Below are 13,154 nucleotides of genomic sequence, written 5' to 3' on the forward strand. Positions count from 1 at the left end.
CACGGGAGCCCGGAGCACCAAACGGAAAGCCGCGCGGCGTGCACGCCATGTGACAGCCGTTTGAAATGTTTCACGGTGCTACCGGGCGGGGGCTTCCACGTAGCGTGCGCGGGGGCGGAGCAGGTGGCCCTGTTCCCGCTGCTCCAGGACGTGGGCGACCCAGCCCGCGGTGCGTCCCAGGCTGAAGAGCACGGTGGCGGCGCCGGAGGGCAGGCCCAGCGCGTCCGCGAGCATCACCAGGCCCCAGTCCAGGGACGGTGGGGGATGGCCGGCGTCGCGCATGGTGTCCATGACGGCGCGGGCCACGCGGACCCTGGGGGCTTCGGGCTTCACGCTCAACGCGGCGGCGACGAGGGGCGGCGTGCGCGGGTCGCCCTTCAGGTAGAGGCGGTGGCCGAAGCCCGTCACGGCTTCGCCCCGGCGCAGGCGGCCGTGGACGACCTGCGCGGCGCGCTCCGGGCGGCCGACCTCCGCGATGAGCGCTTCCACGCGGTCGCAGGCGCCGCCGTGGCGGTGGCCGGAGATGGCCGCGAGCGCCGCGCTGATGCACGCGTACAGGTCCGCGCCGGAGGAGGCCGTCACGCGGGCCGCGAAGGTGGAGGTGTTCAGCTCGTGGTCGGCGCAGAGCACCAGCGCCAGGTTGATCAGCTCCGCGGTCCGCTTCGGCTTCGCGTCCCAGGCCGTGGCGAGTGAGGCGGCCACCGTGGGTTCCTTCAACGCGCGAGCCACGCGGCCGGGAGCCTGGGCCACGCAGACCCAGGCGCCCAGGTGACGGATGAGCCTGCGCGCGCGGAGCATGTCCTGCTCCACGGGCGCGGCGAAGCGGCCCGCGTCGTTCGCGGCGAGGAGCGGCACCAGCGCCGCGAGCGCGGAGAGGGGCGGGGTGTCTCGCGGCAGCATGGCCGCCAGGGCGGTGGGGGTGACGGGCGATGGCTGCGCTTCCGGCGCGGGCCATGCGGTGGGCTCCCGCGGCAGGTGCCCGGTCCACAGCAACTCCGCCACGTCCTCGAAGCGGTGGCCTCGCGTGGCCAGCGCCACCGCGTCGTGGCCCCGGTACGCGAGCCCCTCTTCGCTGATGCGTGACACCGACGAGTCGATGACGGGCTCGCCCCAGCGCAGGGCTCCGGACGCCACCGCCGCGTGGCCCGCGCGGGCGTCGTGGCGCGTCTTCAGCCGCTCCACGTCCGCGCGCAGGTAGCGGTTCTCCTTCGTGCCCTTCTCCGGCACGCACCGCACGAGCCCCCGGCTGACGTAGGTGTAGAGCGTCGCCCGCTTCACGCCCAGCAGGGCCGCCGCCTCCTCCGCGCGCAGCAGCTCCTCCTCAACTGGATGGTCGAATCGAGATTGAGAACGTCCCCCTGCGCGACGCACCATGTTTCACGTGCCTCCCGGGCGCGGAGTCTCGACTCGACTGGACCCTCCTGTCGAGCTGGGCCGCTCGTGGGCGAGGCATGACCTGGCGGGGAGAACGACCATGAACGTGGATTTCGGACGCACGTCGTCGGACTACGCGAAGCACCGGGCAGGCTTCCCGGAGGCCTTCTACACACGGCTCGAACAGGACGGCGTGCTCACGCCCGGCCTGCGCGTGCTCGACCTGGGCACGGGCACCGGCACCGTCGCGCGCAACCTGGCCCGGCGCGGCTGCGACGTCACCGCCCTGGATGTGTCCGCTCCGCAGTTGGAGGCCGCGGCCCGGCTCGCCCGCGACGAGGGCCTCGCCGTGGACTTCCGTGAGGCGCCCGCGGAGAACACCGGCCTGCCCTCGGGGACCTTCGACCGCGTGTTCGCGGGCCAGTGCTGGCACTGGTTCGACCGCGCCGCCGCCGCGCGCGAGGTGTTCCGCCTGCTCAAGCCCGGCGGGAAGCTGATCCTCTGCCACTTCGACTGGACCGCCCTGCCCGGCAACCTGCTGGAGGCCACCGAGGCCCTGGTGGAGCAGTTCAGTCCCCGCGTCCAACTGGCCGTGGACCACTTCGGCCAGGGCGTGGGCCTCTACCCGCAGTGGTTCCGCGACGTGGGCGTGGCCGGCTTCCAGTCCCTCACGTCCTTCACCTTCGACACGCTCACGCCCTACACCCACGAAGCGTGGCGCGGACGGATGCGCGCCAACGCGCGGATCGGCGCCATGCTCGCGCCCGAGCAGGTGGCCCGCTTCGACGCCGCGCTGGCCGCGCTCCTCGCCGCGCGCTTCCCCCAGGAGCCGATGTCCGTTCCCCACCGCGTGTTCGCGCTCGTCGCGGAGCGCCCGTGAAACAGGAGCCCCCCATGGCCTCGCCCCACCTCATCCACGCCGAAGACGTTCCCTGGACCGAGCTCGCCCACGGCCGCCGCGTGGCGCTCAAGCGCAAGCAACTGGGCGCCGCCGCGCACGGGCGCAAGCTCGGGTGCAGCCTGGTGGAGATTCCGCCGGGCCGCCGCTCGTGGCCGCTGCACTACCACCTGGGCAATGAAGAGGCCGTGTACGTGCTGTCCGGCACGGGCTCGCTGCGCCTGGGCACGGAGACGCTGCCCGTGCGCGAAGGGGACTACGTCGCGCTGCCGCCGGGCGCGGAGTGCGCGCACCAGCTCATCAACGACGGCCCACAACCGCTGCGCTACCTGTGCTTCTCCACCATGGAGGCGCCGGACGTGCTCGTGTACCCGGACTCGAAGAAGGTGGGCGTCTTCGCGGGCGCCGCGCCCGGGGGCGACAAGGCCTCGCGCACGCTGCACGCGTACCTGCCCCTGGACGCGCAGGTGGATTACTGGGAGGGCGAGGAGCCCTGATAGGGTGGCCCCGCCATGGCCTCCCTGCTGGATGCGCTCGACCGCGAGCGGCTGCTCAAGGACCCCGCCGCCGCGTCCGGGCTCGTCCCGAAGGGCGAGCCTCCCCACGTGTCGCTGCTGCGGCTGTGCGACGCGGGCCTGCTCGTGGGCGGGCTCACCGTGGGGTACGGCGTCCGGCCGGATGAGCTGGTGGGCCCGCTCACCGCGGCCATGGGCGGCGCGGCCCGCAGGCTCAAGGTCGTGGACGTGCGCGAGCGCCCCGCGCTGGAGCTGCACGTCGCGGCGGGCGACGTCACGGAGCGCTGGGAGGTGGAGGACGTGTCCGCGCTCGTGCACAACCTCAACGACCTGTACCGCGACGCGGCCGACGTGCGCGCGGTGGCGGTGCTGGGGGAGTGGGAGGACTCGCTGCAACTGCTCTGCGTCGAGCGCCGCGCCCTGGGGCGGCTGTTGCGGCAGCCCTTCTTCGCGCCCCTCAACGCGCGAGGGCTCCAGGACCTGATTCCGTCCCGCTGAAGCCGGGGGCCTCCCTCGACCCCGGACGGCCGGTGGGGCACCATGGGGGCATGCGCATCACGCTGGCTCTCATCGTTGGATTGCTCCTGGCGCAGGTCGCTCGCGCGGAGCCGGATTCCTTTGACCTGGGCACCGGACGCGACGGCGCGCTCACCCTCGCCACGGGGCAGGGCGTCGCCCTGAGCGAGCACGCCCCGCTGGGAAAGAGCGTCGCGGCGGGGGGGCTGGAGCTGGCCGTGTCCGGCCTCAAGATCGCCGCCGGCGACCTGGTGATGATCCACGAGAGCACCGGCCTGTCCTCCGCGCCTGACGTGGGCAACACGAAGCCCGTGTCGCTGGTGGGGTCGGTCACGGTGGGGCGCTGGGAGCTGGCGCGGGTGGAGAAGGTGTCGGCCACCACGCCCGCCGTCCTCACGCTGACCGCGCCGCTGCGCTACGCGTACGCCACGGGGCGCGCCCAGGTGGTGCGCGTGGCCGAGTACTCCGACGTCAACATCCAGGAGGGCGCGCGGCTCACCGTGACGCCGTGGAACGGCCGGTCCGGCGGCATCCTCGCGATGCTGGTGCGCGGGAAGGTGGTCAACGACGGCCGCATCGACGCGGATGGCCTGGGCTACCAGGGCGGCGTCTTCCAGCCTGACACCGCCGACCTGACGGGCTGCACGGCGATGGAGCTGGAGCAGGGCAAGGGCGGCGCCGAGCGCGGCGAGGGCGTGGCGGGCACGGTGTCCCGGACCGGGCTCGCCAGCGGGCGCGGCAACCTGACCAACGGCGGTGGCGGCGGCATCTGCGCGGCGGCCGGCGGTGGCGGTGGCGGACACGGCGGGGTGGGCGGTTTCGGTGGGCGCACGTCCGCGGGGGACGGCGCGCGCGACCAGGGCGGGGTGGGCGGCGCGCCGCTGAGCTACTCCCTCTTCGAGCGATTCACGTTCGGCGGCGGAGGCGGCGCGGGGCAGGGCTTCGACACGGCCGGCTCCAACGGCGCCGCGGGCGGCGGCGTGGTGTTCATCCGCGCCAGCGCGTTCGACGGCAGGGGCGTCTACAGCGCCTCGGGCTCGACCGCGGGGGCGTCCGCGGGCAACGACGGCGCGGGCGGTGGCGGCGCGGGCGGCGCGGTGGTGCTGCGCGCGGTGGAGTTCGTGAACTGCGGCGGGGTGGAGGCGCGGGGTGGCGCGGGCGGCAACACCCTGATGGACAAGCAGCCCTTCGGGCCGGGCGGGGGTGGCGCCGGGGGCCGCATCCTGCTCGAGGGCAAGAGCATCGCGTGCGCGCCCAACGCGAGCGCGGGCAGCGCGGGCGTGTCCGGCTATCCGGGCGCGGGTTCGTACGGCGCGGGGCCGGCCTCCGCGACGTCGGATGGCGGCACGCCCCCGGCCGGCACGTCCACCGGGACGGTGGATCAGGTGGTCCAGTCCTTCCAGGTGCCCGTCACGCCCGCCATCACGGCGCCCGTGTCGGGCGAGGCCTCCACCACCACGCGCCCGCGCTTCGAGGGGACCGCGGGCACGACCGGGCCTATCGTCCACCTGGTCGTGGATGGGCGGGAGATTGGCGCGGTGGTGCCGGGCTCGGACGGCCGCTTCACCTTCGACCCCTCCACGCCGCTGAGCGCGGGCGCGCACGACGTCGTCGCGTGGGCGGAGGCGCTGGGCGTGGCGAGCAAGGCCTCCACGCCGGTGCGCTTCAGCACGCCCGCGGTGGTGCTCGCGGACGGCGGCGTCGTGCAGATGGCCGTGCTGGTGGTGCCCTCGAACGGGGACACCGTGGGGCCCACGCCGCTGTTCGCCGGCACCGCGCCCAACGGCGTGAACGTGGGCGTGGTCATCGACGACGGGCCGGACATCCTCGTGCCGTTGGACCTGCTGGGGCGCTTCCGCTACCAGGTGCCGGACTCCGCGCCGCTGGGCGTGGGGCCGCACAAGGTCACGGTGCACTCGCACAACGAGGCGGGGGATGACGGGCCGTACTCCGACGTCGTGGGCTTCGAGGTGGTGGTGGCCGGCGCGGACGGCGGCACCGACGCGGGCACGGTGGATCCGGCGACGCCCATGGTGCTCGTGCCCGAGGAGGGCGCCACGGTGGATCCGGCCTTCATGTTCGTGGGCGTGGCGCTGCCCGGCACGTCCGTGCGGCTGGAGCTGGACGGCGCGGCGCTCGCGACCGCCACCGCGGACGCGGAGGGCGTCTTCCGCCACGTGCTGACGGCGGACACCGCGCTCGCGACGGGGGCGCACAAGGTCGTCGCGCAGGTGGTGACGGCCCAGGGCGAGGCGGGGCCGCGCTCACCGGAGGTGGGCTTCCAGGTGCGAGGCCCCACGGACCTGGACGTGGGCTGCGGCTGCGGGTCCGCGCCCGCGGGGATGATCAGCCTCTGGGCGCTGGTGGGCCTGGGCGCCCTGGCGCGCCGCCGCCGTTCGTCGAGCTGAGCCGGAGCGGAAGGGGCCCTCCAGGCGTCCGGCCGGGTCGGCGGGCGCGCCATGAGGGTGGCCGTTATCTACCCGCGCTCGAAGGCGTCCCGGCTCCCGGGACGACAGGGTGGCGCGCGTGACGACGGACGTGTCCTCGGAAGAAGCTCCCTCCCGGCGGGCCCGGCGCCCGGCCCGGGCCCCGGCCTGGCGGTGGATGGTGTCCCTGCTGCTGGGGTTGGGCCTGCCCGTCGCGCTGCACGTCTACATCGGCCTGCGCCTCTTCTCCGCGCCCGGCTGGCCCGCCCCCTGGGCCGCCGTGGGCTGGGGGCTGCTGGGCCTCTGCTTCCTCGTCCTGCTGGCGGGGTTCCGCGCCGCCTCGCGCCGGAGCGAGGCCACCGGCTTCACCCGCGTCATCCAGTGGGGCGCGTACCTCTGGCTGGGCGCGTTCGGCGTGTTCCTCACCGCGGTGCTCGCCTCGGACGTCGTGGGCGCCGCGCTGTCGCTGTCCGGCGCCGTCACGGACATGCACGCGCTCGCCCGGGGCCGCGCGGCCGCCGTGCTGGGCACCGCCGTGCCCGCCGTGGCCTTCGCCTTCGTCACCGCGCGCGGCAGGGCCCGCGTGGAGCGCACCACCGTGGCCCTGAAGGACCTGGGCCCGGGCCTGGACGGCCTCCGCGTCGTGCAACTGTCCGACGTGCACGTGGGCCCCACCCTGGACGGCGTGTGGCTCCAGCGCGTGGTGGACCAGGTCAACGCCCTGGCGCCGGACCTCGTCGCCATCACCGGCGACCTGGTGGACGGCTCCGTGGACGCGCTGCGCGACCAGATGACGCCGCTCGCGTCCCTCAAGGCCCCGCTGGGCGTCTACTACGTCACCGGGAACCACGAGTTCTACCACGGCGCCCGCGCCTGGATGGCCGAGGTCTCCCGGCTGGGCATCACCGTCCTCACCAACGAGCACCGCGTCGTGGAGCGCGGCGGCGCGAGGCTCGTCGTCGCGGGCGTCACCGACCATGACGCCGGCCACATGGATCCACCCCTGGCCAGCCGCCCCGACCTCGCGCTCGCCGGTGCCCCGCCGGACGTGCCCCGCCTGCTGCTGGCCCACCAGCCCCGCACCGCCCTGTCCCTCCAGGGCCTGCGCGTGGACCTCCAGTTGTCCGGCCACACCCACGGCGGGCAGATCTTCCCCTTCATGTTCTTCGTGAAGCTCCAGCAGCCCGTCGTCCGGGGCCTGGCCACCGTCGCCGGGACCCGGGTCTATACGCACCGCGGCACCGGCTACTGGGGGCCCCCCCTGCGCCTGGGCCCCGCTCCGGAGATCGCATCCCTCACCCTGGTAGGAGCTCCCCGTTCTGACGGTGATTCAAGCCAAGCTTGATATTTCCGTTCTTGCTGCTTATTGTTCGGGACGTGGCCACCGCACCGTCTTCCCTCCTTGTCCCGGAATTCGCTTTCAGCCGTCCCACGGTGCCCGGGGTGCCGGGTGCGCGGCGCGGGACCCGGGTCCCGGCCGCATCGCCCCGGACGGGGAAGGCGGCGCCGGTGCTGCTGGTGGTCTCCGAGGCCCCCGAGGTCCGGCTGGCGGTGGCGCGTGAGGTGGGGCTGGCGTGCCGGGTGGTGACGGCGCTGGGGGCGACGTCGGCGGACCGGCGGCTGGACATGGGCGTGGCGGTGGACGGGCTGGTGCTGGACCTGGACGCGGATCGCCGCGTCGTGAGCGACTTCCTCTGCCGTCTGGTGGACCGGGGCTTCCACGGTCCGCGCATCCTCCTGTCCTCCGGTTTCCGTCCCGAGGCGAGCGCCACCTTCCTGACGGCCTGTGACACCCACTTCGCACTCGGCCGGCCCTGGCGGGCCGGTGAGCTGCGCACGCTCCTGGAGAGGGTCCTTGGGGTCTCCCACCTCGCTCAATCCGCAAGCCGTCCGTGAGTCCCGCCGTGACGCTCCCCGCCTGGCGCCGTTGACGGCGCGGGTGGCGGACGCGGGCCACGGGCTGTTCACCGGCATCGCCGGGGCGTCCGCGGGCGCCGCGCGCAGCGCGTACCTGGCGCTGGTGCTCTTCGCCAGCGGCATGGCCCGCTGCGCGACGGGGCGCTCGCGGGACGGGCTGCCGCAGCTCAAGCGCTGCCTGTTCCGCGTGGCGCAGGTGCCGGTGGACCTGGTGCTGATGCTGGGCGGGCGCGTGCTGTCCGCCGTGCAGGTGGTGTCGGGCCTGGAGCCCGTGGGCCGCCGGCTGACGGACGCGGAGGTGGACCGGCTGCGTCCCATCTTCGGCGACAGCCTGGACTACCGCTGCGTGCGCGTGAAGGAAGGCGCCCTGGGCCTGCTGGGCCTGCCGGGCCGCGCGTTCGCCCACGGGGACGTCCTCTTCATCCCGCCCGGCTACGGCGCGGTGGGCTTCCGGCTGCTGGTGCACGAGCTCACGCACGTGTGGCAGCACCAGCACGGCGGCACGGGCTACCTGAGCGGCGCGCTCGCGGCCCAGTACCTGGGGGACGGCTACGACTGGCGCAAGGCCGTGGGCCACCGGCGCTGGGCGGAGCTCAACCCGGAGCAGCAGGCGCAGTTCATCGAGGACGCCGCCGACGCGCAGCTCATCCCCCACGTGGGCCGCCCCACGCCCCAGCAGCGGCTGCGCGGCTGGAGCGACGCCGCCCTGTGCCTGCTGGACGAGGCCCTGGACTGCCTCTACGCCGGACGGGGCGCCCCCTAGGGCCTTCCCCCAGGCGGCCCGGCGCAACCCCGGGCCCCGAACCCGGACAATCCCCCAGGACTCCCAGGACGCGTGTGTCGTTTCATGTGGGCTAATGGACCCGTGAACGGCGCGCTTCCCGTGGACGGGGGAATGCGGGACTACCTGCCATATAGGGATGGGCCCGGGTGACGTGGCGGGTTATAACGACCTCTGAACCGTTCCGGCGGTGGCGGGGTCGCGAGCCTTGCGGCCACCCCACCGGACGTCACGTGCAAGGTTGATGTGGTGAAAACCCACCCCCGAGGTCGTCTCGCATCCGGCCGCGTCCGGAAGAAGCCCCGTGTGGCGCCCGCGTCGGCGGCGGCGCTGTCGCGGCGGCAGTTGGAGCGCAAGCTGGCGGTCAGCGTGGGGGCGGCGGCCCGGGCCGCGCGGCTGCGGGCTGGCCTCACGCAGGCGGACGTGGCGGATCGCGTCGGCATCGCGTCGGAGGTCTACGGCCGGCTGGAGCGGGGCAAGATGATGCCCAGCGTGCCCACGCTGTTCCGCCTGTGCCTGGCGCTGCAGTTGTCCGCGGACGCGTCCCTGGGGCTGGCCCTGGCGGCGGCGGCGGGCGCGGGGCTGTGGGAGGAGGACTCCACGGACAAGGACGACCTGCCGGAGATGCGCCGCCTGTTGCGCGCGGTGCGCCGGCTGCCGCGCCCCCAGCTCAAGCTGATGAGCCTGGTGGCCAGCGCCATCCTGCCCACGCGCCGGTAGGGGCCTCCCGGCTCCGGCGGCGGCTCTTGGGGCTCAGGGAGCCGACGCGGGAGGGCGGGCCGTGCCCTTGCGCGGATCGGCTTGCGTCACCCGCCACACCCAGCCGGACGGGGTGGGGTCGCGCTGCGCGGTGTTCACGTCCACCGCGTACACGTCCAGGGTGTGCTCGCCCAGGGGCAGGTCCTTCAGGCGCCACGGGGATTCGCAGGGGATGTAGAGGCTGCCGTCCAGCGAGCACCAGAACACGGGCTTCAGCGTGGTGGCGGTGAAGACGAAGGTGGCCTCCCTGGAGGGCGTGGCCCCGGGGGGCCCTTCGTCGATGAACGTGTCCGGCCCCTCATTGCCCGCGCGCGCCAGCGACGGCGGGAAGAGCAGCGGCATCAACATCAGGCACAACAGCAGTGACGCGAGCAGTCCGTGGGGAAGGTAGCGCAGGGACGGCGGGGGAATCATAAGCAGGCTCGCGTGACGCCGGACGCCGCGCGCACCCTGCCTTGGAGCATGTCGTGGAAGAGAGGTCTGGGAGGGGTGGGGCGTTCCACCATGGGCATGGCGTCCGGGGAATGGGAAAGGGCGACTTCCTGGAAGGTGGGGATGGATCCGAAATGGGGCGCCCCGTCCCGGGGAGTGGCCCCGGCATCCACGGCGAGACGTGACGCGCGGAGACAATGTCCTCCAGCGGAAAGGGCGCGGCGCGGGCGGGGCCCCGGCCGGGCGGTGATGGCACGCGTCACGGCGCAGCGCTTGTCAGGGCGGACATCCCCTGGCCTCATGGGCGCTGGCCGGGACCTTCCTTGCACGAACGCCATCGCCCATGACCTTCGCGAAGAGGAGCACGCCCTGGCACGCCGCCGCGCTGGCGCTTTCCCTGGGCCTGTCGTGCCTGGCGCTCCCCGCCCGGGCCCAGGCTCCTGAACCGGACCCTGGCAGTGCCCGCCTGGGCGACACCCTGGACGCGGGCCTGCCCGTCACCCAGGAGAACCTCACGACCGGCGCGGCCCCGCGGAGCATGGACGCGCCGTGGACCGAGGGGGACGGCCCCCAGGACGGGGGCACGGGCACGGTCGCGAAGGAGGCGGAGCTCCAGCGCACCCCGGACGGCGGCTGGGCGGTGGAGCCCGGCGCGGCTCCGCCGGGGCAGGCAGGCGGCGCGGACGCGGGCCCCGCCCTGGCCGCCTTCGTGCCGCCCGCGCTGGTGCGGGACTCGCCCGCGCCGTACCCGCCCCGGCTGGTGGGCGAGGGCGTGGCGGGCACGGTGAAGCTGGAGCTGCTGGTGGACGAGGCGGGCGAGGTGGACACCGCCACGCTGGTGGAGGGCGTGCACCCGCTGCTCGACGAGGCCGCGCTGCACGCGGCGCCCTCCCTGCGCTTCTCCCCCGCGATGATGGAGGGCCAGCCCGTCGCGGTGCGCCTGTTCTTCGAGTACCGCTTCGAGGCGCCCGTCCCGGTGGCCACCTCCACGGACGGCGGCACGCTGGCGGGCTCCGAGCTTCGGGGCCCCATCACCCTCAAGGGCCTGGTGCGGCAGAAGGGCAACCGCCGGCCGCTGATTGGGGCGACGCTGGTGTCGGACGCGGCGCCGGACTCGCCGGTGCAGACGGACGAGAACGGCCGCTTCGAGGCGCGCTTCCCCACGGGCGGCCAGGCGGTGCGCGTGTTCGCCCCCGGCCACAAGCCCGGCCTGTTCCGCGAGGCGCTCAAGTCCACCGAGTCGCTGGAGGTCGTCTACGGCCTGGAGCCGCTCGTGGTGAACCCCTACGAGACGGTGGTGCGCGGCGACCGCGAGCGCACGGAGGTCAGCCGCATCACGCTGCACGACGCGGAGCTGCGCGAGGTGCCCGGCACCATGGGCGACCCGTTCCGCGTGGTGATGCTGCTGCCGGGCGTGGGCAGCATGCTGTCCGGCGTGGCGTACCCGGTGGTGCGCGGCAGCCAGCCCGCGTCCACGGGCTACTTCCTGGACGGCATCCGCATCCCCATCCTCTTCCACCTGTTCCTGGGGCCCGCGGTCATCCACCCGGACTTCCTGGACGCCATCGACTTCTATCCGGGCTCGCCGCCGCCGCAGTACGGCCGGCTGATGGGCGGCGCCATCGACGGGCGCCTCACCCGGCCTCGCGACGACCGCGTGCACGGCAGCGCCTACGCGGACTTCATCAACGCGGGCTTCTTCATTGAGACGCCCTTCAAGTCCACCGGCACCAACGTCAGCCTCGCGGGCCGCTATTCCTATACGCCGTGGATCATCGCGCTCGCGGCCAATCAGTTGCAGGACCCGCCGCCGCCGGGGCGCACCAACCCGAAGGTGGTGCTGGACTTCTGGGACTACCAGGCCCGCGTGGAGCAGGACGTGGGGCGGGGCAAGCTGCGGCTGTTTGCCTTTGGCTCGTCGGACACCTTCGGCTCGGAGGCTCAGGACGACCAGGGCGACACCGCGCTCCAGTCCGTCGCCTTCCACCGCGTGGACCTGAGAGGCCGCCACCCGCTGGGCAAGGGCGAGCTGGAGGTGGGCGGCACCTGGGGCCTGGACCGCTTCGCCGTCGTGTCGCGCGGGCCGGACAACGGGAACGAAATCTACATCGACCAGGACAACTTCTCCGGGCGCCTGGGCTACAGCGTGCCCTTGGATGAGCGGCTCCTGCTGCGCGCGGGCGCGGACCTGGAGCACAAGCGCGCCATCGTGGACGTGCTCACGGTGGAGAACGGCCAGCCGGTGGACGAGGACACGGTGCGCGTGCCCGTGGCGCTGGCCACCTTCACCGGCGCGTACGCGGAAGGCGTGTGGACGCCCGACGACAGATGGACGGTGGTGCCCGGCCTGCGCCTGGACAGCTACCACCTGTCCGGCGGCTTCGACCACAAGGTCATCGAGCCGCGCCTCACCGTGCGCCACAAGCTCACCGACACCGTGACGCTCAAGGGCGGCGCGGGCCTCTTCCACCAGCCGCCCACCACCCTCATCAGCCTGCCGGTGGTGGACGTGGGCAGTCTGTTGTTGGGCCTCCAGGAGGGCGTGCAGCTCTCCACGGGCGTGGAGTGGAAGGCCTTCGACACGTGGGAGGTGGGGCTGGACGTCTACGTGAACCCCATGCTGCGCACCATCGAGCTCACGCCCTTCTCCGACGAGGGCCTGACGGACGACATCGGGGACCCGGGAGATCCGGACGTCATCGAGCCCCCGCCCTCCGGTGGGGGGCCCCCTCGCCAGGACGGCTTCCGCCGGGTGCGCGCGCGGCAGATTGACGTGGATGGACCGCCGGTCAGCCGGGACGACTGGGACCTCCCGGACTTCACCAGCCACGGCCTGGCGTATGGGTTGGAGCTGCTCATCCGCTACCCGCTGGGGAACAACTGGTTCGGCTGGCTTTCGTACAGCCTCCAGCGCAGCACGCGGCGCACCACCTTCTTCCGGTATGACTCGTCAGGTCGGGCCGTCTCCGAGGACTCCGCGGATCTGCCCTTCGCGTTCGACCAGACACACATCCTGAACCTGGTGGTCAGCCACAAGTTCTCCAACAACATCACCCTGGGGGGCGTGCTCCACTTCAACAGCGGACGTCCGGAGTACGGCACCCTGGGGAGCCAGACGCACCGCGAGGGCGTGGACGCGGACGGCCGCCCCGCGTGGGTGCAGGTGGATCGCGATCGGGTGGACCGGCTGCCGCCCTTCTTCCGCTTCGACCTGCGCGTCTCCAAGGCCTGGGCCTACGAGACGTTCAGCCTGGAGGCCTACCTGGACATGCTCAACGTCACCCTCAACACGGAGACGCTGGGCTTCGACTACCTGGGCGGCGGCTACAGCCGGCAACCCCTGACCAAGAGTGCGGTGGGACTGCCCATCGCCCTGCCCATCATCGGCGTCAAGGGCCGGTACTGACCTGCCCTGGAGGGCAGGTCCACTGCTCGGGGGTGAACCGATTTTCGCGCCCCCTGCCCTCCAGGGCTGCTCCACTCTTGGCCAGATGTGTCAGTATTCCGTGAGACGCGGGTTTTTCCAGCCTGCCCGG

Annotated in this window: 11 protein-coding genes; 9 read left to right on the top strand and 2 right to left on the bottom strand. The window is 73.6% G+C overall.

Annotated features, from left to right (window positions below):
• Nucleotides 1-78: 78 nt before the first annotated feature.
• Nucleotides 79-1,374, bottom strand: coding sequence for a citrate synthase (locus tag K8556_RS34940; protein WP_223744448.1), 1,296 nt, complete (start codon nucleotides 1,372-1,374; stop codon nucleotides 79-81).
• Between the two features lie 100 nt (nucleotides 1,375-1,474).
• On the opposite strand from K8556_RS34940, the gene K8556_RS34945 reads away from it, so the two are divergent.
• From K8556_RS34945 to K8556_RS34980, 8 genes are all read left to right on the top strand, one after another.
• A complete protein-coding gene (locus tag K8556_RS34945) occupies nucleotides 1,475-2,254 on the top strand; it encodes a class I SAM-dependent methyltransferase (protein WP_223744449.1) in 780 nt (259 codons plus the stop codon).
• 14 nt (nucleotides 2,255-2,268) lie between these two features.
• Nucleotides 2,269-2,769 carry a cupin domain-containing protein gene (locus K8556_RS34950; protein WP_223744450.1) on the top strand — a complete coding sequence of 167 codons (501 nt, stop codon included), beginning with the start codon at nucleotides 2,269-2,271 and terminating at the stop codon, nucleotides 2,767-2,769.
• A 15-nt stretch (nucleotides 2,770-2,784) separates the two neighbouring features.
• Nucleotides 2,785-3,285: a hypothetical protein gene (locus K8556_RS34955; protein ID WP_223744451.1), complete on the top strand. Its 501-nt coding sequence runs from the start codon at nucleotides 2,785-2,787 to the stop codon at nucleotides 3,283-3,285.
• 50 nt (nucleotides 3,286-3,335) lie between these two features.
• Nucleotides 3,336-5,711, top strand: a complete 2,376-nt coding sequence (locus K8556_RS34960; RefSeq protein ID WP_223744452.1) for an MYXO-CTERM sorting domain-containing protein — start codon at nucleotides 3,336-3,338, stop codon at nucleotides 5,709-5,711.
• 196 nt (nucleotides 5,712-5,907) lie between these two features.
• Nucleotides 5,908-7,074, top strand: a complete 1,167-nt coding sequence (locus K8556_RS34965; RefSeq protein ID WP_223744485.1) for a metallophosphoesterase — start codon at nucleotides 5,908-5,910, stop codon at nucleotides 7,072-7,074.
• 164 nt (nucleotides 7,075-7,238) lie between these two features.
• Entirely contained in the window at nucleotides 7,239-7,625 is a 387-nt protein-coding gene (locus K8556_RS34970) for a hypothetical protein (RefSeq protein ID WP_223744453.1), read from the top strand.
• Nucleotides 7,585-8,409, top strand: coding sequence for a DUF4157 domain-containing protein (locus K8556_RS34975; RefSeq protein ID WP_223744454.1), 825 nt, complete (start codon nucleotides 7,585-7,587; stop codon nucleotides 8,407-8,409). Before K8556_RS34970 ends, K8556_RS34975 begins: the two co-directional genes overlap by 41 nt.
• Nucleotides 8,410-8,733: 324 nt before the next feature.
• Entirely contained in the window at nucleotides 8,734-9,147 is a 414-nt protein-coding gene (locus K8556_RS34980) for a helix-turn-helix transcriptional regulator (protein WP_223639461.1), read from the top strand.
• A gap of 33 nt (nucleotides 9,148-9,180) precedes the next feature.
• On the opposite strand, the gene K8556_RS34985 is transcribed toward K8556_RS34980, so the two are convergent.
• The gene (locus K8556_RS34985) at nucleotides 9,181-9,600 is read right to left on the bottom strand and encodes a hypothetical protein (protein ID WP_223744455.1); all 420 of its coding nucleotides are present in this window, start codon (nucleotides 9,598-9,600) and stop codon (nucleotides 9,181-9,183) included.
• Nucleotides 9,601-10,156: 556 nt separating this feature from the next.
• On the opposite strand from K8556_RS34985, the gene K8556_RS34990 reads away from it, so the two are divergent.
• Nucleotides 10,157-13,024, top strand: coding sequence for a TonB-dependent receptor domain-containing protein (locus tag K8556_RS34990; RefSeq protein ID WP_370640016.1), 2,868 nt, complete (start codon nucleotides 10,157-10,159; stop codon nucleotides 13,022-13,024).
• The last annotated feature ends 130 nt before the right edge of the window (nucleotides 13,025-13,154 follow it).

This window comes from Corallococcus sp. AS-1-12 (genome assembly GCF_020036995.1).
GTDB lineage: Bacteria > Myxococcota > Myxococcia > Myxococcales > Myxococcaceae > Corallococcus.

Excerpts from the sequence above, each read along its gene's own strand:
- K8556_RS34940 (WP_223744448.1), bottom strand. The coding sequence starts at position 1,374 with ATGGTGCGTCGCGCAGGGGGACGTTCTCAATCTCGATTCGACCATCCA.
- K8556_RS34945 (WP_223744449.1), top strand. The coding sequence starts at position 1,475 with ATGAACGTGGATTTCGGACGCACGTCGTCGGACTACGCGAAGCACCGG.
- K8556_RS34950 (WP_223744450.1), top strand. The coding sequence starts at position 2,269 with ATGGCCTCGCCCCACCTCATCCACGCCGAAGACGTTCCCTGGACCGAG.
- K8556_RS34955 (WP_223744451.1), top strand. The coding sequence starts at position 2,785 with ATGGCCTCCCTGCTGGATGCGCTCGACCGCGAGCGGCTGCTCAAGGAC.
- K8556_RS34960 (WP_223744452.1), top strand. The coding sequence starts at position 3,336 with ATGCGCATCACGCTGGCTCTCATCGTTGGATTGCTCCTGGCGCAGGTC.
- K8556_RS34965 (WP_223744485.1), top strand. The coding sequence starts at position 5,908 with ATGGTGTCCCTGCTGCTGGGGTTGGGCCTGCCCGTCGCGCTGCACGTC.
- K8556_RS34985 (WP_223744455.1), bottom strand. The coding sequence starts at position 9,600 with ATGATTCCCCCGCCGTCCCTGCGCTACCTTCCCCACGGACTGCTCGCG.
- K8556_RS34990 (WP_370640016.1), top strand. The coding sequence starts at position 10,157 with ATGGACGCGCCGTGGACCGAGGGGGACGGCCCCCAGGACGGGGGCACG.